Origin of the sequence: Streptomyces sp. BI87 (assembly GCF_025957665.1) — a bacterium.
Taxonomy (GTDB): Bacteria; Actinomycetota; Actinomycetes; order Streptomycetales; family Streptomycetaceae; genus Streptomyces; species Streptomyces albidoflavus.
Genome location: NZ_CP110079.1, coordinates 3255012 through 3275990 on the forward strand (window position 1 = coordinate 3255012; position 20979 = coordinate 3275990).

Annotated in this window: 21 protein-coding genes; 10 read left to right on the plus strand and 11 right to left on the minus strand. The window is 72.9% G+C overall.

All coding sequences use genetic code 11. The annotated features are described in order from the left end of the window. The first annotated feature begins 153 nt into the window (after window positions 1-153). Both OIM89_RS14290 and OIM89_RS14295 read left to right on the plus strand, forming a co-directional pair. The gene (locus OIM89_RS14290) at window positions 154-1482 is read left to right on the plus strand and encodes an MFS transporter (protein ID WP_047466172.1); all 1329 of its coding nucleotides are present in this window, start codon (window positions 154-156) and stop codon (window positions 1480-1482) included. A 68-nt stretch (window positions 1483-1550) separates the two neighbouring features. Next, window positions 1551-1964: a pyridoxamine 5'-phosphate oxidase family protein gene (locus OIM89_RS14295; protein ID WP_030696106.1), complete on the plus strand. Its 414-nt coding sequence runs from the start codon at window positions 1551-1553 to the stop codon at window positions 1962-1964. Window positions 1965-3018: 1054 nt separating this feature from the next. On the opposite strand, the gene OIM89_RS14300 is transcribed toward OIM89_RS14295, so the two are convergent. Both OIM89_RS14300 and OIM89_RS14305 read right to left on the minus strand, forming a co-directional pair. Next, a complete protein-coding gene (locus OIM89_RS14300; protein ID WP_023418461.1) occupies window positions 3019-3339 on the minus strand; it encodes a hypothetical protein in 321 nt (106 codons plus the stop codon). Continuing rightward, window positions 3336-3647, minus strand: coding sequence for a hypothetical protein (locus OIM89_RS14305; protein ID WP_030696104.1), 312 nt, complete (start codon window positions 3645-3647; stop codon window positions 3336-3338). Before OIM89_RS14305 ends, OIM89_RS14300 begins: the two co-directional genes overlap by 4 nt. Before the next feature lie 128 nt (window positions 3648-3775). On the opposite strand from OIM89_RS14305, the gene OIM89_RS14310 reads away from it, so the two are divergent. Then, window positions 3776-4759, plus strand: coding sequence for a hypothetical protein (locus OIM89_RS14310; RefSeq protein WP_051727094.1), 984 nt, complete (start codon window positions 3776-3778; stop codon window positions 4757-4759). A gap of 86 nt (window positions 4760-4845) precedes the next feature. Here OIM89_RS14310 and OIM89_RS14315 read toward each other — a convergent pair whose 3' ends face one another. The 4 genes from OIM89_RS14315 to dnaK all read right to left on the minus strand — a co-directional run bounded on the left by OIM89_RS14315 (window position 4846) and on the right by dnaK (window position 9134). Beyond that, window positions 4846-5313, minus strand: a complete 468-nt coding sequence (locus tag OIM89_RS14315; protein ID WP_030696102.1) for a heat shock protein transcriptional repressor HspR — start codon at window positions 5311-5313, stop codon at window positions 4846-4848. A 3-nt stretch (window positions 5314-5316) separates the two neighbouring features. Further along, window positions 5317-6507, minus strand: a complete 1191-nt coding sequence (dnaJ, locus tag OIM89_RS14320; protein ID WP_030696101.1) for a molecular chaperone DnaJ — start codon at window positions 6505-6507, stop codon at window positions 5317-5319. Between the two features lie 78 nt (window positions 6508-6585). Continuing rightward, the gene (gene grpE / locus OIM89_RS14325) at window positions 6586-7275 is read right to left on the minus strand and encodes a nucleotide exchange factor GrpE (protein ID WP_030696100.1); all 690 of its coding nucleotides are present in this window, start codon (window positions 7273-7275) and stop codon (window positions 6586-6588) included. Beyond that, window positions 7272-9134, minus strand: coding sequence for a molecular chaperone DnaK (dnaK, locus tag OIM89_RS14330; RefSeq protein WP_030696099.1), 1863 nt, complete (start codon window positions 9132-9134; stop codon window positions 7272-7274). The genes grpE and dnaK overlap by 4 nt, the downstream gene beginning before the upstream one ends. Window positions 9135-9613: 479 nt before the next feature. Between dnaK and OIM89_RS14335 the strand changes: the two genes are divergently transcribed. Continuing rightward, window positions 9614-10588 carry a glycosyltransferase family 2 protein gene (locus OIM89_RS14335; protein WP_151168768.1) on the plus strand — a complete coding sequence of 325 codons (975 nt, stop codon included), beginning with the start codon at window positions 9614-9616 and terminating at the stop codon, window positions 10586-10588. 375 nt (window positions 10589-10963) lie between these two features. Here the strand turns inward: OIM89_RS14335 and OIM89_RS14340 are convergent, their stop codons facing one another. Continuing rightward, window positions 10964-11902 carry an LLM class F420-dependent oxidoreductase gene (locus OIM89_RS14340; protein WP_030696097.1) on the minus strand — a complete coding sequence of 313 codons (939 nt, stop codon included), beginning with the start codon at window positions 11900-11902 and terminating at the stop codon, window positions 10964-10966. Window positions 11903-12214: 312 nt separating this feature from the next. On the opposite strand from OIM89_RS14340, the gene OIM89_RS14345 reads away from it, so the two are divergent. After that, window positions 12215-12931: a (2Fe-2S)-binding protein gene (locus OIM89_RS14345; protein WP_264491329.1), complete on the plus strand. Its 717-nt coding sequence runs from the start codon at window positions 12215-12217 to the stop codon at window positions 12929-12931. Between the two features lie 104 nt (window positions 12932-13035). Here OIM89_RS14345 and OIM89_RS14350 read toward each other — a convergent pair whose 3' ends face one another. Further along, window positions 13036-13509 carry a hypothetical protein gene (locus tag OIM89_RS14350; protein ID WP_030696095.1) on the minus strand — a complete coding sequence of 158 codons (474 nt, stop codon included), beginning with the start codon at window positions 13507-13509 and terminating at the stop codon, window positions 13036-13038. A 238-nt stretch (window positions 13510-13747) separates the two neighbouring features. On the opposite strand from OIM89_RS14350, the gene OIM89_RS14355 reads away from it, so the two are divergent. The 5 genes from OIM89_RS14355 to OIM89_RS14375 all read left to right on the plus strand — a co-directional run bounded on the left by OIM89_RS14355 (window position 13748) and on the right by OIM89_RS14375 (window position 17361). After that, window positions 13748-14218, plus strand: a complete 471-nt coding sequence (locus OIM89_RS14355) for an HIT family protein (protein WP_175457918.1) — start codon at window positions 13748-13750, stop codon at window positions 14216-14218. Next, window positions 14215-14679: a DUF6086 family protein gene (locus tag OIM89_RS14360; RefSeq protein WP_175457908.1), complete on the plus strand. Its 465-nt coding sequence runs from the start codon at window positions 14215-14217 to the stop codon at window positions 14677-14679. The genes OIM89_RS14355 and OIM89_RS14360 overlap by 4 nt, the downstream gene beginning before the upstream one ends. Before the next feature lie 209 nt (window positions 14680-14888). Next, window positions 14889-15308 (plus strand): GntR family transcriptional regulator, encoded by a 420-nt coding sequence (locus OIM89_RS14365; RefSeq protein ID WP_030696092.1) that lies wholly within the window; start codon window positions 14889-14891, stop codon window positions 15306-15308. A gap of 71 nt (window positions 15309-15379) precedes the next feature. Beyond that, window positions 15380-16348: an ABC transporter ATP-binding protein gene (locus OIM89_RS14370; RefSeq protein WP_030696091.1), complete on the plus strand. Its 969-nt coding sequence runs from the start codon at window positions 15380-15382 to the stop codon at window positions 16346-16348. Then, a complete protein-coding gene (locus OIM89_RS14375) occupies window positions 16345-17361 on the plus strand; it encodes a hypothetical protein (protein ID WP_047466180.1) in 1017 nt (338 codons plus the stop codon). Before OIM89_RS14370 ends, OIM89_RS14375 begins: the two co-directional genes overlap by 4 nt. 391 nt (window positions 17362-17752) lie before the next feature. Here the strand turns inward: OIM89_RS14375 and OIM89_RS14380 are convergent, their stop codons facing one another. The 3 genes from OIM89_RS14380 to OIM89_RS14390 all read right to left on the minus strand — a co-directional run bounded on the left by OIM89_RS14380 (window position 17753) and on the right by OIM89_RS14390 (window position 20918). Beyond that, window positions 17753-18175: a hypothetical protein gene (locus tag OIM89_RS14380; protein WP_264491330.1), complete on the minus strand. Its 423-nt coding sequence runs from the start codon at window positions 18173-18175 to the stop codon at window positions 17753-17755. A gap of 177 nt (window positions 18176-18352) precedes the next feature. Next, on the minus strand, window positions 18353-19381 hold the full coding sequence (locus OIM89_RS14385; protein WP_264491331.1) for an iron-siderophore ABC transporter substrate-binding protein: 1029 nt from the start codon (window positions 19379-19381) through the stop codon (window positions 18353-18355). A gap of 739 nt (window positions 19382-20120) precedes the next feature. Beyond that, window positions 20121-20918 carry an ABC transporter ATP-binding protein gene (locus OIM89_RS14390; protein WP_030697033.1) on the minus strand — a complete coding sequence of 266 codons (798 nt, stop codon included), beginning with the start codon at window positions 20916-20918 and terminating at the stop codon, window positions 20121-20123. Window positions 20919-20979 lie beyond the last annotated feature (61 nt).

The following is a 20979-nucleotide window of genomic DNA, read 5'->3' on the forward strand; positions in this document are numbered from 1 at the left end:
ACCGTGCACAAAGTTGAGTCTAGTCCACTCAAGGGCTTCGGTCATCCCGGTTCCCCTCGCGCCAACAACCTCGTGCACGACCGTTGACCCCATACCGTCCGGTCAGTACGTTCCCGGGAACCGTCCCCCTCGCACCCATCGGAGCGTGCCCGCATGGACAGCCCCGCCTCCGCCCAGCCCGTGCCCCCCGCAGCCCCGGTCGCCCCCAACCGCCGACGCGTCGCCGGCGCCGCCGCCCTCGCGTCGGCGGTGGAGTGGTACGACTACTTCATCTTCGGGATCGCCGCCGCCCTGGTCCTCGGCGACCTCTACTTCCCCGCCGACAACCCCACCGCCGGCGTCCTCGCCGCCTTCGCCACCTTCGCCGTCGGCTTCCTGGCCCGCCCCATCGGCGGCATCGTCGCCGGCCAGCTCGGCGACAAGAAGGGCCGCAAGCCCATGCTGGTCCTCGCCCTCACCGTGATGGGCCTGGCCACCACCGGCATCGGCCTGCTCCCCACCTACGAGACGATCGGCGTCGCCGCCCCGATCCTGCTGGTCCTGCTCCGCATCGCGCAGGGCGTCGCCGTCGGCGCGCAGTGGGGCGGCGCGATGCTGCTCGCCACCGAGTACGCGCCCGAGGGCAAGCGCGGCATCTACGGCAGCGTCGTGCAGCTCGGCGTCCCCATCGGCGTCGTCACCGCCAACAGCGTCTTCCTGGCGGCCGGCGCGCTCACCTCGGACTCCGCGTTCACCAGCTGGGGCTGGCGGGTGCCGTTCCTGGTCGGGCTGCTGGTGCTGATCCTCGCCTGGTACATCCACACACGGGTCGAGGAGACCCCCGAGTTCCGCCAGGCCGAACAGGCCCTGGCCGAGAAGGAGAAGCGCGAGCAGAACTCCCCGCTGCGCACCATCCTCCGCGGCCACCTCGGCACCGTCCTGCTGGCCGGCGGCTCCTTCGCCGTCAACACCGCGACCTTCTACATCCTGATCACCGGCATCCTCGACTACACCACCCGCGAACTGGGCATGGAACGCGGCCCGGTCCTCGCCGTCTCCCTCTGCGTCAGCCTCACCCAGCTCGTCCTCATACCCGCCTCCGCCGCCCTCTCCGACCGCGTCGGCCGGCTCCGCGTCTACGCGGCGGGGGCGGCCGGGATCGCCCTGTGGGCCGTCCCGCTCTTCCTGCTGGTCGACACCGGCTCACTGCTCTGGCTGGCCGTCGGCACCTTCGTCGCCAGCTGCTTCCTCAGCATCATGTACGGCCCGCAGGCGGCCCTGTTCGCCGAACTCTTCACGCCGGAGATGCGCTACACCGGCGCCTCCCTCGGCTACCAGATCTCCGCCGTCGCCGGCGGCGGGCTCGCCCCGTTCCTCATGGTGCTGCTCCTGGAGGCGACCGGCACCTCGATGGCGGTCTCCGGCTACATCATCGCCCTCTCCCTCATCGCTCTCCTCTCCATCTGGAGCCTGGCGAGGAAGGCCCGCGCCCGGGGCGAGTGACCCCCCTCCTCCACGGCCGGGGTGCTCCCGCTCACCGGCGGGCGCACCCCCGGCCGTACGCTGCCGCCATGGCTCTCGACCTCACCGCGCCCCCCGCGGGCTTCCTCGCCTTCTGGCGTGAGAAGCACGTCAGCACGCTCACCACCCCCCGGCCGGACGGCACCCCGCACGTCGTCCCGGTCGGCGTGACGTACGACCCCGAGGAGCGGCTGGCCCGCATCATCACCGGCGGCGCCACCACCAAGGTCCGCCACGTCCGCGCCGCAGGCCCCGAGGGCGCCCGCGTCGCCGTCTGCCAGCTGGCCGGCCGTTACTGGTCCACCCTCGAAGGCATCGCCACCGTCAGCGAGGACCCGGCCCGCATCGCCGACGCCGAACGCCGCTACGCCGTCCGCTATCTCCGCGAGCCCCGCGAGAACCCGTCCCGCGTGGTCATCGAGATCGCGGTCAGCAGAGCGATGGGCAACCTGCCGGAGGCGTAGGCCCCCGCGCGCGGAGGCGGTCCGGCCGGTGCCCGCCGCCGGCACAGGCCCCGCACGCGTCACGAGAGCATGTCCTCCTCCTCGGAGAAGCCCGTGCACGCGGCCCGGTCGAAGCGCGCCGGCCGCGTCCTCGCGCCGGATCAGCCAGTACACGTTGCCGCCCGTGAGCCCCTTCCACTGCGCGAGGAGGGCCCAGTCGGCGGGGCGCGGCGGCTCCCAGGGGTCGACGGGGCGCGGGTCGCGGCCCGCCGCGCGGTCCGCCGCCTCGCCCGACAGCGTGAGGATGTCGCCCTCGCCGTACGGGTCGTCGCTGTAGCCGCCGATCCGCAGGTACGCGCCCTCGTGCGACCGTGCCCGCGTGTGCAGCGTCCGCCACACGTGCCGCAGACCGTGTGCGCCGGGGTGTTCCGCCGCGTCGTAGAGGGTCTCGTTGTCGGGGAGCGAGACGTCGTACGTGACCCGGAGTGCGCGCCGCGACTCCAGGAGGAGCGCGTCCAGTCCCGCCCACGCGTAGCCGGGGTGGTCCCTGCTCGTGTCCCTCACCCGCTCGACGAGAGGCGACCCGCTGGGTACGTGCAGCGCCGAGCCCACCGCCACGCCGTCCCCGTCGCTGTAGGCCGCGAAGAGCAGGAGCCGTCCCCCGGCGGGCAGGGACAGCATGTCGGGCTCGCGGGGGAGCGCGGCGAGGTCGACGGTCACGACGTGGTGGTACCGGGGGTGCGGCAGCCCGGGCGACCTCGGCGGTACGAGGGCGGGGCCAGCGAGCCGCGCGACGACAGGCCCGTCCCCGTCCGGCGTCAGCGTGAGGCAGGGGCGGGCCGCCGCCGTCCAGCGGGCGATCTCCTCGGCGGGGACGCCGGAGGCGAGGGCCTGGGTGCGGAAGCGGGCGAGTCTGGCGCGTGTCGCGGGGAGTTGGAGGAGGTCCGAGCGCATCCGGGAACCTTAGGTGCGGCAGGACCCCACAACGACAGCGACGCCACCGTGTTCAGGTCCACGGTGACGTCGCTGCCGGGGGGAGCGCCTGGGCGATCTGTGACGACGGGGGGATCGCGTCTCAGGCGCTGCGGGGGGTGGCTGAGAGAAGTTCTGTCTCGACCGGCTGGTGGTCGCGCTGGTCGAGGTTGACGAAGACCATGCCGTAGCGGATGGCGCAGCGCACGGGCTGAGGGGCACCCCGCGGGCGGCGCAGGGCCCGGTAGGCCCGGACCCCTTCCTCCTCGTCCCGGACGACCAGGATCGGCTCACCGAAGAGCGTCACCGTCAGCGGTTCGTCCCCTTCGGGGACCGCGCTGACCAGGTCGATGAAGTGCCATCCAGAACGGTAGGCCGCGGCCATCTCACGCCGGAAGGAATGGTCGTCCGGAGGCATGCTCATGCCTGGACATCCGTGGGCTGGTCCTCCCAGGTCGGCTCGCCGGCGGGGGCGGTCTCCCAGGTGGGCTCGCCCGCGGGGGCGATCTCCCAGGTCGGCTCACCGGTCGGGGCGAACTCCCAGGTGGGCTCGCCGGTCGGGGCGAACTCCCAGGTGGGCTCCGACTGGACCGCCACCGGGTTGCTCTCCCAGGTCGGCTCAGCCAGCACCGAGGAAGCGGGCTCGCTCTCCCAGGTGGGCTCGCCACTGGCGATCGCACCGAAGGCAGCCGCGACCGCGAAAGCGCAAAGTACACGAACCATCTTGCTCATGGACGATCTCCACCTCTTCTAATCATTTCCTCCTCCCCCGTGCACATGACGATCGCTCACCAGGACCGCTCGCACCAGCGGATACAGGCATCATGTTCCTGTAATGCATGACCCTGAGGGGGGTTCATATGGGGACAGACGACCAGATACCAGGGCATCCTCACAGCCGGAGGGAGCTGTGCGAGCCGGGACGGCAGCTCTACGCGGACGCGCTGCGGACCGGCCGGATACCCCGGACGGAGGCGGAACAGGCACCCTGCCTCATCGACCTGGCGCTGGTGCACGCCGACCCGGACGACCCCGAGTGGCTCCGGCCGCTGCCCCCGACGGTAGCGCTCGGCCATCTCGTCCACCCCATCGAGCAGGAAATCCAGGAACGCCGACGCGTCGCCATCGGCCTCACCGAGACCTTCGCGCCCTTCCTCGCCATGGCGGCCCAGAACCCGGTCGCCTCCAGCGGCATCACCGTGCTGGAAGGGCTGGGGCTCATCAACACCACCCTCGACCGGGTCGTCGCGGAATGCTCCGAGGAACTGCTGACCGTGCAGCCGGGCAGTGGCCGTAAACCGGGGACCATAGCGGAGGGGCTGCGCCGCGTCACGCCCCTGCTCGACCGCCGCGTGAAGATGCGCACGCTCTACCAGCACACCGCACGCCACCATTCGGCCACCATCGCCTACGTGGACCGGGTCGGCGCCGACGTCGAGGTGCGCACCCTGGAGGAGATCATCGACCGGCTGATCGTGGTCGACCGGAAGGTGGCGTTCATCCCCGGCCGCTCGGACCGGCAGGTCGCCCTCCAACTGCGCCACCCCGGCCTGGTGGAGTACCTCGTCGGCGTCTTCGACCAGCTCTGGCGGCACGCCGTCCCCTGGGACGAACAGCCCGTCACCTACCGCCCCGAGCTGGACGGCATCACCGGCATCCAGCGCTCCATCGCCAGACTCCTGGTCGACGGGCACGTGGACGACGCCATCGCCCGGCGCCTGGGCATGAACGTCCGCACCTGCCGCAGCCACATCGCCAAACTGGCCACCACCCTCGGCAGCGGCAGCCGCACCCAGCTCGGCTACCTCATCGCCCGCTCCGGCCTCCTGGACGAGGCCGACTGAGCCCGGCCCGGCGGAAACCGGCCGGAACGCCGAAGGGGCCGGAAGCAGTACCCACTGCTTCCGGCCCCTTCGCAGGGAACGCGGCGCTACTCGCCCGACGGCCGGCCCGGCCGCCACACCACCAGCGCGCTGGTGTGCCGCACGTCCTCGTACCGCACGAGGTCGCGGCGGTAGGAGGCGTGCACCTGTGCCTCCACCTGGGCCTCGCGCTGGCGCATCTGGGCGGCGGCGCCGTCCACGGCGGCGGAGAGCTCGGCGACGCGCTGCTGGAGCGCGGTCACCTGGTTCTCCAGTTCGATGATCCGCTTGATGCCGGCGAGGTTGATGCCCTCGTTCTGCGACAACTGCTGCACCTGGCGGAGCAGTTCGATGTCGCGGGCCGAGTAGCGGCGGCCCCGCCCGGCCGTGCGGTCGGGCGACACCAGGCCGAGACGGTCGTACTGGCGCAACGTCTGCGGGTGGAGCCCGCTCAGCTGGGCCGCCACCGAAATGACGTACACCGGGGTGTCTTCCGTCAGTTCGTAGGGGTTGCGACGTCGTCCGTCCCGGTCCATGGCCTACGCTCCCTTCGCTGCCTTGAACAGCTCCGCCCGCGGGTCCTCGTCCACGGTGGCCTTGCGGTACGCCTCCAGGGCCTCACGGGCCTCGGAGGACAGGTGCTGGGGGACCGCCACGTCGACGGTGACCAGCAGATCGCCGCGGGTGCCGTCCTTGCGGACCGCGCCCTTGCCGCGGGCCCGCATGGTGCGGCCCGCGGGAGTGCCCGGCGGCAGCTTCAGCGTGACCGGGGGCCCGCCGAGGGTGGGTACCCGGATCTCGCCGCCGAGCGCGGCCTCCGTGATGGTGACCGGCACCGTGACGGTGAGGTTGTCGCCCTTGCGCCCGAAGACCGGGTGCTTGCCGACGTGCACCACCACGTACAGGTCGCCCGCGGGGCCGCCGCGCTCACCCGGGCTGCCCTTGCCGCGCAGCCGGATGCGCTGCCCGTCCGAGACCCCGGACGGGATGCGGACCTGCATGGTGCGCGAGGACTTGGCCCGGCCGGAGCCCTTGCAGACGTCGCACGGGTCCTCGGCGATCAGGCCGCGGCCCTTGCAGTCCACGCAGGGGTCGGTGAGCGAGAAGCCGCCCCCGCCGCCGCGCGAGACCTGGCCGGTACCGACGCAGGTCGGGCAGACGCGGGGCGTGCCGTTCTTGTCGCCGGTGCCCGAACACGCCTTGCACGGCGCCTGGCTGGACATCCTGAGCGGCACCGTCGCGCCGTCCACCGCCTCGGTGAAGCTGAGCGTCACCTCGGACTCGATGTCCTGGCCGCGCCGGGGCTGGGTGCGCGTACCGGCGCCCGCGCCCCCGCGGTTGAACAGTCCGCCGAAGACGTCCCCGAGGCCGCCGCCGAATCCGCCCTGGCCCTGGCCGCCGCCGGGGGCACCGCCCCCGAAGAGGTCGCCCAGGTCGAAGTTGAAGTTGCCGCCGGAGCCGCCGCCACCGGGACCGGGGCGGAAGCCGCCGTTCCCGAAGAGGGAGCGCGCCTCGTCGTACTCCTTGCGCTTCTTGGGGTCGCCGAGGATGTCGTTGGCCTCGGAGATCTCCTTGAAGCGCTCCTCGGCCTTGGCGTTGCCCGTGTTGGCGTCCGGGTGGTTCTCCCGGGCGAGCTTGCGGTACGCCTTCTTGATCTCGGCGTCGGTGGCGTCCTTGGGGACGCCGAGGACCTTGTAGTAGTCCTTCTCGATGTAGTCCTTGGTACTCATCGCCGACGTCCCTCCTTCCACTGCGACGTCACCGCCGCGCGGTCACCGGTGACGGTGACCGCGGCGGCGGTGAGCGGTTCAGCCCTCCTGCGGGCCACCGTTCTCCTCGTCCGGCTTCGCCGCGTCCGGCTCGGCCTCGGCCTGCTCGGCCTTGGCGTCCGCCTGGGGCTTGGCCTGCTGGGCGCCCGGCTGGGGCTCGGCCACCGCGACCCGGGCGGGCCGGATGGTGCGCTCGCCGATGCGATACCCCGGCTGGAGGATCGCGACGCACGTGGTCTCCGTGACGTCGGGCGCGTAGCTGTGCATCAGGGCCTCGTGGATGGTCGGGTCGAAGGGCTCGCCCTCCTTGCCGAACTGGACCAGGCCCAGCTTGGCGGTGACCGACTCCACCGACTCGGCGACCGACTTGAAGCCGCCGACCAGCTCGCCGTGGTCCCGGGCGCGGCCGATGTCGTCGAGGACCGGCAGCAGTTCGGACAGCATGCCCGCGACCGCCACCTCCTTGACGGTGACCCGGTCCCGCTCGACCCGCCGCCGGTAGTTCTGGTACTCGGCCTGGAGCCGCTGGAGGTCGGCGGTGCGCTCGGCGAGAGCCGTGCGCGCCTGGTCCAGCTGGGCCGTCAGGCCGGCCGTGGCGTCGGTGCCCGCGCCCGCCGGGCCCGCCTCCGAGGAGGCGGGTCCGGCGGTCTCGGCCGCGTCGTCCGAGGAGGCACCGGGGGTGACGTCAGCGTCCTGCTGCTCGTCGAATCCGGGGGTCTCCTCGGTCACGCCGCACCGCCCTTGCGCTTGTCGTTGTCGTCGTCGACGATCTCGGCGTCGACCACGTCGTCGTCACCCTGCTGGGCCTGCTCGCCGCCCTGGGCACCCTGGGCGCCGGCGTCGCCGCCCGCGGCCTGGGCGTCGGCGTACATGGCCTGGCCGAGCTTCTGCGAGACGGCCGCGACCTTCTCGGTGGCCGTACGGATCTCGGCGGTGTCCTCGCCCTTGAGCTTCTCCTTCAGCTCGGCGACGGCCTCCTCGACCTCGGTCTTGACCTCAGCGGGGACCTTGTCCTCGTTGTCCTTGAGGAACTTCTCGGTCTGGTACGCGAGCTGCTCGCCCTGGTTGCGGGACTCGGCGGCCTCGCGGCGCTTGTGGTCCTCCTCCGCGTACTTCTCGGCCTCCTCGCGCATGCGGTTGACCTCGTCCTTCGGCAGCGAGGAGCCGCCGGTGACGGTCATCTTCTGCTCCTTGCCCGTGCCGAGGTCCTTCGCGGTCACGTGCATGATGCCGTTGGCGTCGATGTCGAAGGCGACCTCGATCTGCGGGACACCGCGCGGGGCCGGCGGCAGACCCGTCAGCTCGAACATCCCGAGCTTCTTGTTGTACGCCGCGATCTCGCGCTCGCCCTGGTAGACCTGGATCTGCACGGAGGGCTGGTTGTCCTCGGCGGTGGTGAAGATCTCGGACCGCTTGGTCGGGATCGTCGTGTTCCGCTCGATGAGCTTCGTCATGATGCCGCCCTTGGTCTCGATACCGAGGGACAGCGGGGTGACGTCGAGGAGCAGGACGTCCTTGACCTCGCCCTTGAGGACACCGGCCTGGAGCGCGGCGCCGATGGCGACGACCTCGTCCGGGTTGACGCCCTTGTTGGCGTCCTTGCCGCCGGTCAGCTCCTTGACGAGCTCGGCGACGGCCGGCATGCGGGTGGAGCCACCGACGAGAACGACGTGGTCGATCTCGGAGAGCTGGATGCCCGCGTCCTTGATGACGTTGTGGAACGGCGTCTTGCAGCGCTCCAGCAGGTCGGAGGTGAGCTGCTGGAACTGGGCGCGGGTGAGCTTCTCGTCCAGGTGCAGCGGGCCCTCGGCGGAGGCCGTGATGTAGGGCAGGTTGATCGAGGTCTCGGTGGACGAGGACAGCTCGATCTTGGCCTTCTCGGCGGCCTCGCGGAGGCGCTGGAGGGCCATCTTGTCCTTGGACAGGTCCACGCCGTGGCCGGACTGGAACTGCTTGACCAGGTAGTCGACGACGCGCTGGTCCCAGTCGTCACCGCCGAGGTGGTTGTCACCGTTGGTGGCCTTCACCTCGACGACGCCGTCGCCGATCTCCAGGAGGGACACGTCGAAGGTGCCGCCACCGAGGTCGAAGACGAGGATCGTCTGGTCGTCCTTGTCGAGGCCGTACGCCAGGGCGGCGGCGGTGGGCTCGTTGACGATGCGCAGGACGTTCAGGCCCGCGATCTCGCCGGCCTCCTTGGTGGCCTGGCGCTCCGAGTCGTTGAAGTAGGCCGGGACGGTGATGACCGCGTCCGTGACCTTCTCGCCCAGGTACGACTCCGCGTCGCGCTTGAGCTTCTGCAGGATGAAGGCGCTCATCTGCTGCGGGTTGAAGCTCTTGCCGTCGATGTCGATCTTCCAGTCAGTGCCCATGTGGCGCTTGACCGACCGGATGGTCCTGTCGACGTTGGTGACCGCCTGACGCTTCGCGACCTCGCCGACGAGCACCTCACCGTTCTTGGCGAAGGCGACGACGGACGGCGTGGTCCTGGCGCCCTCGGCGTTGGTGATCACGGAGGGCTCGCCGCCCTCCAGAACGCTGACGACCGAGTTGGTCGTGCCCAGGTCGATGCCGACCGCACGTGCCATGTCAATTCCTCCAGCTGACTACTTGAGTGGAACTCACTCAAGGATGCACGAGGGGGCGCGGCGCGTCAATGCGGTTGAGTCGGCCGGGCTCAAGTTTCGTTCGGCCCGGTTGTGAAGAGAGCTCCTGGCATGGCTCGTTTCACCAGGTCAGAGCCAGTTCGGATCGAGGCGGCCCGGCGCCGGTCGAGGTGGCCTCAAGCGTCTGCCGGGCTGCTTTCGAGCGCGTCCCGAGGGCTTCGGACGCCCCTCACCGATGGGCCTCGCACGACGGCCGGGCCGATTTTGCGCCCTGGCCGCCTCCGGACGCGGGCCATGGACGACCCCGGACACCGGCCGGACCGGAAATGGGACGAGCCGGGGCCGGGTCGGTCGGGGGAATGACGCGACGGAAGGCGGAGACTATGGGCGAGTCGGGACATATATGGGTAATTGTGCCTGCCGTGCGGAAGTGCGCGGGGTGAGCGTGAGGAGAGGTCCGGGTGGAGCCGTCGCAGCCCATTTCCGGGGAGGACGAGGCCGTCGCCGGTGCCGGGCGGGCGGGGGTCGCCGCCGTGCCGCTGGAGGAGGCCGCCCGTACGTCGTACGTGGGGCGGCGGGCGCCGGTGGTGGCGGTGCTGATGACCTCGCGGGACCGGCGGCGGCAGATCCTGCGGGCGCTGGACGCCCTCGCCGACCAGCGGTCCCTGCCGCCGGGTACGGCCCTGCGCGTCCACCTGGTCGACGCCGGGTCGCGGGACGGCACCGCCGAGGCGGTGCGGGCCGCCCACCCCGAGGTGGAGGTGCACCGGGCCGGGCCCCGGGTGCGGTGGGGCGAGGGCATCCGGATGGCGAGCCGGAACAGCCGGGCGGCCGGGGCGACCCCCTTCACCCACCAGTTCTGGCTGCGGGACGACGTGGTCCTCGCCGACGAGGCGCTGGCCCTGCTCCTGGCCACCTCCCGAGCGCTCGGCGACACCGCGGTGGTGGTCGGCGCCGTACGCGACGGGGGCGTGCCCGGCGCCCGGCCCGGCACCGGGCCGCTCGCCTACTCCGGGCGCCGCCGCACCCGCCTCCCGCACCGGCTGCCGCTGGTCGAGCCGAGCGGGCGCACCGAACCCTGCGACACCTACGACGGGGCCGCCGTCCTGCTGCCCCGGACCGCCCGCGACCGGGCCGGCGACCTCGACCGGGCCTTCCCCCACACCCTCGGCGACCTCGACCACGGGCTGCGCGCCCGCCGCGTCCAGGTGCCCGCCTTCGTCGCGCCGCGCGCCGTCGGCGAACGCCATGCCGTGCCGCTGCCGCCCGCCTGGGAGGAGCCGGGGATCGGGGTGCGCGAGGCCCTGCGCCGCCGCGCCGGCGAGCTGCCGCCGCGCGCCTGGTGGACGTACTGCCGGCGGCACGCGGGGGTCCGGGCTCCGCTGCTGGCGGCCGCGCCCTATCTGCGGACCGCGGCGCGGGCGGCACGGGGCTGACTCCGTCACGTGCCGGGCGGGGCCGGTGCCGGGCACGGGCGACGCCACCGGTTCGTACCGCTCAGCCCGGTGACGTCCGCCTCGGCGCTGTCCCGCGCCACGCCCGCTCCCGGCGGCCCTCGCCGCCTGTGCGGCTGACGCCGCTGCCGCCGTCACGCGGCTCGCCCGCCGCCCGAGAGCGGTGGCAGTCGTTCCGTCCGGGTCCGCCCGGCGGTCACGCGGGATAGTGCCAGGCAACGGGGGTGCGCTGCAAGGTGGTTGCCCGCGGCGCTGGGTGGGGCGGGGACTGGGGCGGCCCCCGGCGTGGGTCGGGTACGGGGCGTCCGGCTCGCCGGTCACTGATCGGCCTCAAGCGCCGGCCGGGCTGAGATCCGTTCAGCCCGTTGCCCCCGGGAGTTCCAGTGCTGCCGCGAGGGCTCGCCATTCGGCGATGGGGAGGTCCTGCATGGGGTTGGGGGTGACGACCTGGAGGGCGACGTGGTCGGCGCCGGCCTTGTGGAAGGCGGTGACGCGGGTGCGTACGCGGTCGGCGTCGCCGTAGGCGACCACGGCGTCGAGGAGGGCGTCGCTGCCGCCGTTCTCGAAGTCGGCGGGGCCGAAGCCGGCGCGGCGGAGGTTGTTGGTGTAGTTGGGGAGTTCCAGGTAGAAGCGGAGGTAGGCGCGGGCGGTCTCGCGGGCCCGGGGGAGGTTGTCGTCGAGGACGACCTTCAGTTCGGGGGCGAGCAGCGGGCCGGTGCCGAGGGCCTCGCGGGCCTCGGCGACGTAGTCCTCGGTGACGAGGTAGGGGTGGGCGCCGGCGGCCCGGTCCTTGGAGAGCTGGAGCATCTTCGGGCCGAGGGCGGCGAGCACGCGCTGCTCGGCGGGGACGGGGTTCGGGGCCTCGTCGAGGACGGTCAGGTACTCCCGCATGGCGGTGTACGGCTTGGCGTACTCCTTGGGGGCCAGCTGCTGGTGGCTGGCGCCGATGCCGAGGATGAAGCGGTCGTCGTGGGCGCGGTTGGCGTCGGACGCCTGCTCGGCGACGCGTTCGGCCGGGTGGTCCCAGATGGAGAGGATGCCGGTGGCGACGCGCAGGTGGTGGGTGGCGGCGAGGACCGCCTCGGCGTCGGCGACGCTCGCGCTGCCGCCGACCCAGATGGCCCCGTAGCCGAGCGCCTCGATCTCCTCGACGGCGTCGGTGATGGCCCCGTCCCGCCCGGTCCCGTCGGAGACCCGGAGCGCGCCGCTCCAGATGCCGACGGTACCGATGCCGAGTTCGTGGGCGGCGGTGGTGGCGGGGCCGGAGGACGGGTCGGTTCCGGGGTTGCTCGTCATGCTGCGCTCCTCTTCGGTACGTCTGCTGCGGTACGTCTGCGGTACGTCGTCGAACATCCTGGCCAACGGCGGCTCGACCGGTTTCCCTTCCCATCCTCCCGCCGGGCACTCCCGAACGCCGGGACGCCGGGCGGAGCGCCCCGCGCGGCCCACTCTGGCGCCGCGCACCACCCCCCTGCGACAATCCCCCCGCACACGCGGCGGCGGCCGGGAAACCAGGCGAGGCTCCGGGAAGGCCCCGCCACGGTGAAGGGCGGGCGGCCCGAAGTACGGCCACCGTGGGAAAGGTTGAAGCGGAGAGGGGCCGGCCCGGTGACCAGCTCTCTCGCCCCGCTGCTGACCCGCCTCGCCACCGTCGGCCCGTACTTCACCGCCGACCCCACGCCCCGCGCCGACCCGTCCGAGGGCGGGTTCCGGCCGGTGGCCGAGTTGTACGGGGACGGGATCGCCGGGCACGTGGAGGAGATCGGGCGGCGGATGGGGGCCGGGGCCGGACGGGTCGCGGCCTCCACCGCGCAGCTCGGGCTCGCCTCGCGGCTCTGGTCGGTGGCGCTGGGGTGCGCGGCGCTCGGCGGGGTGGTCCCCGATCTCGGCCCCGGGCGCCTGTGGTGGCGCGGGCCGTCCGCCGGGCCCGTCGAGCTGCGGCTGCCCGGACCACGTCCCCTGCCCGGGCCGCTGCCCGAGGCCGTGCACCGGGCCGTCGCCGTCGACCACCTCGCCTCGCTCGACGAGGCGGTGCGCATCCGGTACGCCCTCTCCCCGCAGATCCTGCGCGGCAACGCCGCCTCCGCGCTGGTCGGCGCCGTACGCGTCCTCCTCGACCGGGTGCCGGACGCCCCGTGTCCGCCCGTCCCCCTGGTCGAACACCTGCTGGCCCGGGCCCCGCTGGAGGGCACCGGCACCTTCCTCCACGAGGAGGGCCTCGGCGTGGCCTTCACCCGCCGCAGCTGCTGCCTGTACTACCGCCTGCCGGCCGCGACGTGCGGCGACTGTGTCCTGCGGACCCGTACTCCTGGCCGTACCGCGTAGGGCGCACCGGCCCGTCCCCGACCCGTACACGTGCGAGCGGGACACGACCCGGTCCGGTCGTGTCCCGCTCGGTTCTGGCGGCCGGCGCAAGGCGGCCGGGGTGGCTACAGCGTCGGGGCGTCCGGGCGTTCCGTGCACAGGGCCCAGATGACGAAGATGCCGAGGGCGATGTTGAGGAGGGCCCAGAGGGGGAGGTAGGGGAGCCACATGAAGTTGAGGATGACGGTGACGGCGGCGAGGCCGACGCCGGTGGCCTTGGCCCAGGTCTGGCCGGTGAGGATGCACCAGCCGGTGATGGCGACCAGGACGCCGAGGAACAGGTGAATCCAGCCCCACGCGGTGACGCTCATCTTGAAGGCGTAGTCGCCGAGGCCCGCGTAGACGGTGTTGTCGGCGATGCCCGCGATGCCCTGGAGGAAGCCGAAGACTCCCTGGAGGAGCAGGAGGACGCCTGCGAGGACCGTGCCGCCGGTGGCCCACGCCTGGCGGGCCGAGTCGTCCTCCGGGACGTCGGCGGTGCCGTGGTGCGCGCCGCTGTGCGCCTCGCGGGGGTCGGGGGTCTCGTGCTGATCACTCATGTCGGGTGCCCTCTCATCGACGGCGTGGCTTCCACCAGCGTCGGGGCGCCCCGCCCCGAGCGCGCGGAGGAATGGGCCGAACGGGTGACGGGCGGGGCGGGGGTCCGGCGACCTGTTCGGCGCGGTGGCGCGAACTTGGCCGGTCGGGGCGGGAATTCGCTCGCGCGGAGGGTGTTGTCCCTGGTGTCGTGGGGCGAGTGGCGCGCGGGCGCGGGACGAAGGGACGGACGCGATGGCGGTGGGGGCGGATCGGGGGTGCCTCTTCTGCGCGATAGCGCGCGGGGAGGCGGAGGCCAGCACGGTCCACGAGGACGAGCGGGTGGTCGCGTTCATGGACCTCCAGCCGGTGACGCCCGGCCATGTGCTGGTGGTGCCGAAGGCGCACGCGGCGGGGTTCGAGGACCTGCCCGAGGAACTGGGCGCCGAGGTGTGGCGCGTCGCGCACCGGATCGGGCGCGGGCTGCGCCGCTCCGGCCTGCGCTGCGAGGGGGTCAACCTCTTCCTGGCCGACGGCGAGGCCGCCTTCCAGGAGATTCCCCACGTCCACCTGCACGTCTTTCCCCGGTACGCGGGCGACCGGTTCCGCCTCGACGCCGACTGGCAGATGCGCGACCGCGCGGAACTGGACGCGACGGCGGGCGCGGTACGGACCGGGCTGACGGCGCTCGGCGGCGGCGGCGGGGGCACGGGCAGGGGCGGGCCCGCGTGAGCCAGTACTACGAGGTCGGGGACGAGACGCTGTGGAACCCGTCGATCGGGGCGTCGCGGTTGTTCCTCGCGCACGTGCGGCTGCACGAGGACGAGTTGGGGATGGCGTCCGGGCTGGGCCCCATGGACATGGACGAGTGCGAAATCGAGACCGGCGCCTTCCGGGAGTACACGGAGGCGCTGGTCGCGCGGCACCTGCGGACCGGGCACCGCGTGATCCTCGCCCTCTCCGAGGGCTTCGTCGCCACCGTGCTGGTCCTGGCCCGGCGGGCGGGCATCGAGCCGGACGCCCTGCGGGCCGGGGCGGACGGCGACGAGGACGGGAGCGCCGGCGCCGGCGAGTTCCGGGACGTACAGGTGCGGGCCGGGGCGCCCGCCCCGCCGGGCCAGGGTGACGGTGGCGCCGCCCGCGAGCGGCTGGAGGCCCTCGCGCACCGGCTCGACCGGGCCATGCCGCGCTAGACAACAGGCGCGCGGCAGCAGCGGGGACACGGAGCAGCGCCAATACACGGAGCAGCACGGCGAAGCCCCGGTGGACGGTGTCGTCCGCCGGGGCTTCGCCGTGTCCGCGATTGACAAAGACCCGCGCCCCCGTCCACCATCATTGTGCTATTCCATATACACAATGATGGTGACGGCGACCGAGCACGAAGCACGGAGGACGCACAGGCGTGATCACGTACCAGATCGAGCGGCGCAGCGGTGTCGCGACGTACATGCAGATCGTGTTGCAGACCAAGCAGGCGCTGCGGCTGGGGGTGCTGGTCCCCGGGGACAAGCTGCCGACCGCCAAGGAGGTCGTCGAGACGGCGGCGATCAATCCGCACACCGTGCTCAAGGCCTACCGCGAGCTGGAGCGTGAGGGGCTGGTCGAGCTCCAGCCGGGGCGCGGCACCTTCGTGCGGCGCGGACTGGGCAGCACGGACGCCGCCTCGCAGGCGCCGCTGCGCGAGGAGTTGACCGCCTGGCTGCACAAGGCCGAGGAGGCGGGGCTCGACGCGGAGGACGCCGCCGCGCTCTTCGACGCCTGCCGCGCCGAGGTCTACGCGACGGCGGACGCCCCGTCGCAGGCCGGGCCCACGCACCCCTGACCCTCCCCGGCGAGAGCGGCCGTACGCCCCCGGGCCGCCCGGACCTCCCCCAAGGACGAGAGAGCACGCACGTGTACACAGAGCAGTTCGACCCGGCCGACGCCGGACTGGTCGCCCTGGAGGCGACCGGGCTCGGGAAGCGCTACCGGCGCGGCTGGGCCCTGGAGGAGTGCGCCTTCCGCCTCCCCGCCGGCCGGATCTGCGGCCTGGTCGGCCCCAACGGCGCGGGGAAGAGCACCCTGATGTCGCTGGCCACCGGGGTCAGCGGACCCTCCGCCGGCACCCTGCGCGTCTTCGGCGGCGACCCGCGCGGCGGCCGGGCCCGCCGGCAGGTCGGCTACCTCGCGCAGTCCAAGCCCCTCTACCCGCGTCTGAGCGTCGCCGACACCCTGCGGATGGGCCGCGAACTCAACGGCGACAGCTGGGACCAGCGGCGCGCCGAGGCCATCGTGCGCGGCGGGAACATCCCCTTCCACGCCCGCGCCGGCAGCCTCTCCGGCGGCCAGCGGACCCGGCTCGCCCTCGCCCTCTGCTTCGGCAAGCGGCCGCGCATGCTGCTGCTCGACGAGCCGATGGCCGACCTCGACCCACTGGTACGGCACGAGATGACCGGGGTGCTGATGGCGGAGGCGGCCGAGTCGGGGACGACCGTCGTCATGTCCACCCACACCCTCCCCGAACTCGAGGGCGTCTGCGACTACCTGCTCGTCCTCGCCGGCGGCCGGGTGCGGCTCGCCGGGGAGGCCGACGAACTGGCCTGGGCGCACAGCCTGGTCACCGGCGCGCTCCCGGCGCCCGGCGCGGCCGGTCCGCTGGACGGGCACACCGTCGTCGAAGCCACCACCAGCGGACGGCAGTTCACCGCCATGGTGCGCCGCGAGGGGCCGCTCGCCCCCGGGCCCACCTGGACGGTGGCCGAGCCCTCGATGGAGCAGCTGCTCCTCGCCTACCTCCGCGCGCCCGAGGCGCCCCCGCTCCTCACCCCGTCCGCGACCCCGCCCGCCCCGACGCCCCTCGCCGCGAAGGACCACGCCGCATGAGCACCGCCACCCTGGAGAGGGAGTCCGCCACCGACCGGGACCCCGGGCCCCGCCGCCTGCTGCACGGCATGACGTGGCTGGTGTGGCGCCAGCACCGGGGCGCCCTGTGGACCGGTCTCGCGCTGGTCGCCGCCCTCGTGGTCACCGCCGTGCTGCTGCGGAACGGCGCCGTCGCCTACCAGGCCGCCCACGGCATCGCCGACTGCCCGCTGATGGGCGGGCCGGAGCGGTGCTCGTCGCGCCTGGAGGTCATCGAGGAGTACCGCGGCCTGTACTCGACCCCGCTGCGGCTGCTGCTGGCCGCCGTCCTCGCCCTGCCCTTCCTCGGCGGGCTCTTCGTGGGCGCGCCGCTGATCGCCCGCGAACTGGAGGCGGACACGCACCGGCTGGTGTGGGCGCAGGGCATCACCCGGGAACGCTGGCTGCTGCACAAGCTGGCGCTGCCGATGGGCGCGCTGATGGCCGGGACGGGCATCGCCGCCTGGTTCGGCTCGTGGGCGCTGGAGGGCGCGGGACAGGCGACGATCGGGCTGTACTGGTACTCGCCCACCGCCTTCGTCTCCACCGGCCCGGCCGTCCTCGGGTACGCCGCGCTCGGCGTGGCCCTCGGCGCGCTGGCGGGGACGCTGACCCGGCGGACGCTGCCCGCGATGGTGCTGACCCTCGGCGCGATGGGCGCGGTGACGGCCCTGCTGACGACGGTCCGCCCCTACGTGGTGTCGCCCGTCGTCTCGTTCGGCCGGTCGGTCCCGCAGCTCCGCGAGGAGGACTGGGTCCTGGTCCAGCCGCAGGCGGCCCGCGCCGACCGCAGCATCTTCGACGCCGGCCCCTGCTACCCGGCCGACGACTTCGAAGCCTGCCTGGCCGACCACGGCGCAACCTGGGAGTACTCCGAGCACCACCCGATCACCCACATGCGCGACCTCCAGCTCGCCGAAGGCGCGATCTGCCTGGGACTGGCCGCGCTGGCGGTCACCTTCGTGTGGCTCTGGATGCGCCGCCGCGCTTTCTGACCACCCGCACCACCCACCTCTGACGCCGCCGGGCGCGGGGCACGGCCATCCCGAGCCGTACCCCGCGCCCGGCGGTTTTCCACAGCAGCCAAGGGCCCCTCAGCCCTCGGCACCTGCCCGGGGCCCCTCAGCCCCGGACGTTGCGGCGGCCCCCCTTGGGGGGCCGTAGGTCCAGTGTCGCGCGACAGGACCGGTCAAGGGGCCGAGTTCGCCGTGTGCGGGAGGAGGGAACTCGGGGCGTTCCGGGCCGGGTGCGCCGCGTACGAAGATGTCACGGGCCTCTTGGTGGCGCGCCTCCGGGGCAGGGGGCTCTGGAGGGGCGGCCCGCAGATCTGGGGCGGGGCCGGTGGAACTGCTCCTCCCGGCCGGAAGTACCGGTCAGGTGGCCAGGTCAGCCCTTGCGCCGGGTCCACCACAGCCAGGCGGCGCCACCGACCACGCACGCCAGCTGGAGGACGTCGGCGAGGAGGCGCAGGGCCATGGTGTCCTCGCCGCTCAGCTCCCGGTTCCACAGGAGGTTGGCGAGGGCCGGGACCACCAGGGTCACCAGCACCCCGGTCACCTTCTGCCAGGGCCGCCAGAAGAGGCTGGTGCAGAGCAGCACGCACCCCACCAGCCGCATCAGCAGGGCCAGCGCGAGCACCCCGGTGGGCGCCCCCGCCACCTGGAGCAGGAACGCCAGCACGTACGACCCGGCGATCAGCCCGGCCGGCACGGCGGGGTGCACGCGCGCCTTCCGCCCGGCGGCCTCCGCCCCTGCCCCGGCCTGGACGTCCCGCTCCTGGTGCGCCGCGTCCGTGCTCGTGGACTTCACCGCGCTCCCCCTGTGTTGGCTGTTGTCTGTGGCCGGCAAGGCCGTGTCCCCGCTCTACACGCATGCTATACACACCGCTTATAGCCGGTGAAGGCGGCTCCCCGGACAGCAGTACGCCCCCGCCCGGCGGGTGACCGGAAGCGGGGGCGTACGAGCCCGACGGGCGGGCGGACAGCCTTACTTGAGCTTCTCCGAGAAGAGCGGGACGACCTTGTCGAGGGCGTAGCCGACGCTCAGCACCGAGTCGGTGGCGAATGCCTGGCTGATGTCCTTGTCGTCGAAGACGATCGAGCGGCCGTCCTTCACCGAGGGCACCGCCTTGTACAGCGGGTCGTCGCTGATCTCCTTGGCGGAGATGCCGATCGGCGCCATGACGGTCAGGTCGGCGTCGAGCAGGTCGAGCTTCTCCTTGGAGACGGAGACCGAGAACGAGTCCCCGGCCAGCTTCTCGATCTCCGGGTTGTTGACGAAACCGAGCCGCTTGACGAAGTCCACCCGGCCGGTGCCGCCGACGTACGCGCCGAAGCCCTCGGAGGTGCGCGAGCCGACCGTGATCGTCTTGCCCTTGAACTCCGGGTGCCCCTTGGCGGCGGCCGTGAACTTCTTCTCGGTCTCGGCGATCAGCTCGGCGCCCTCGTCCTTCTTGCCCAGGGCGCCCGCGACCATCTCGGTCTGCTTCTCCCACGAGGTCATGTACATGTCCCCGCCCTTGGGGACGCCGACCGTCGGGGCGATCTTGGAGAGGGTGTCGTAGCGGTTCTGGTCGCCGCTGGACTTGGTGTCGAGGATCAGGTCGGGCTTGAGCGCCGCGATCTTCTCGAACTCCGGCTCCATGGTGCCGATCAGCTCGGGCTTCTTGTCGTACATGCCCTCGGCCCAGGGGCCGACGCCCTCGCCGCCGAAGGGCAGCCAGTCACTGGCGCCCACCGGCTGCGCGCCGAGCGCGAGCGCCGTCTCGGCGTCGCCCCAGCCCAGCGCGACGATCCGCTTCGGCGCCTCGTCGATGGTGATCTCGCCGAACTTGGTGGCGACCTTGGCCGGGAAGGCGCCGGACGACGCCTTGCCCTCCGCCGGCTTCTCGGCCTGCTCGTCCCCGCCCGCGCCACACGCGGTGAGACCGACGAGGAGCGCGGCGACGGCCAGCGCCGCCTTGCGGCGGCGCGAGAGGGGGGCGGCGGGCTTGCCCACGGAAGCGGAATCGTTCATGCGGGTTAGGTTAGCCTGACCAAACCTCTTGCGCACCTATGGGGGCGTCAGATTGCCCACACCCTCGCGGGGCCGGCCGGGCTGTTGGCCGTTGGGCTTCGTCTCCACCGTGCCGGTCACCGATTGGCCTCAAACGCCGGCCGGGCTGTAGGGGTTCGCGGTTCGTTCGCCGTCTGGGTCGGGCGGGGCCGGGCCGGGGTACCTCCTCACAAACTGCAGGGTGCGGGGTCAGTCGCTTCAAGACGGCCGTGTGTGCAGTTTGCTGCGGGGGCACCCCGACCCGTCCCCGCCCTTACGTCTCGTCGGCGTCGTCCCGCCGGTGGGTGGGCAAAAGACAGACCGTCCCCGATTGATCTGTGTGGCCGGCTGAAGCGACGACGGGTGGTCGCTGTGGAGAAGCCCGGTATCGGTGACGGCCTCATCCGCCCCTCCGGCGGTCGGCCGCGTACGAGACCGTGGGGCGGGGACGTGTCGGGGTGCCCCCGCAGCAAACTGCACACGAGGCAGCCATACTCCAACTCACCCCGCACCATGCAGTTTGTGAGGAGGTACCCCGGCGCGGCCCCGCCCCACCCACGCACCGGAGAAACCGCGAACCCCACAGCCCGGCCGGCGCTTGAGGCCAGTCGGTGACCCGCAGGGTCACGGCGGGGCAGGCGGAGGCGGAGCCCAGCCACAGCGCAACCCAGCCCGGCCGGCGATTGAGGCCACCTACACCCTGGGCCGAACCAGGGGCACCCTAGACATGGTGCCGCCCCAGAGGCACAACAAGCGGAGTGCCCGACGCAGGATCGGGCACGACCGAGCACCGCATGCCGAACACGTCGGAGACGAGTTCCTCGGTCACGATGTCCGAGGGAGCCCCCTCCGCGACCACCTCCCCCTGCTTCATGGCGATGAGGTGGTCGGCGTACCGGCACGCCATGTTCAGTTCGTGGAGGACGGCGACGAGGGTGACGCCGCGTTCGCGGTTGAGGTCGGTGAGGAGGTCGAGGACGTCCATCTGGTGGGCGACGTCGAGGAAGGTGGTGGGCTCGTCGAGGAGGAGGATGTCGGTGCGCTGGGCGAGAGCCATGGCGATCCAGACGCGCTGGCGCTGGCCGCCGGAGAGTTCGTCGACGGGGCGTTCGGCCAGGTCGAGCACGTCGGTGGAGAGGAGCGCGGCGCCGACCGCCGCGTCGTCCTCGGCGGTCCAGCGGCGGAACCAGCCCTGGTGCGGGTAGCGGCCCCGGGCGACGAGGTCGGAGACGGTGATGCCCTCGGGGGCCACCGGGCTCTGCGGCAGGATGCCCAGCACGGAGGCGACCTCGCGCGTCGGCGTCTGCTGGACGGGCCGCCCGTCGAGCAGCACCGCCCCCGAGGTCGGCGCGAGCAGCCGCGCCATCGCCCGCAGGAGCGTGGACTTGCCGCAGGCGTTGGGCCCCACGATCACCGTGAACCGTCCGGGCGGGATCTTCACGCTCAGCCCGGGCACGATCTCGCGCCCGTCGTAGCCGATGCGGACGTCCCGCGCCTCCAGCGTGTGCTCCGCACTCATCGGACGCACTCCTCTCTGCCTGTACCCGTGGTCTGCCGGCCTCGTGCCCGCCGCTCGCGGG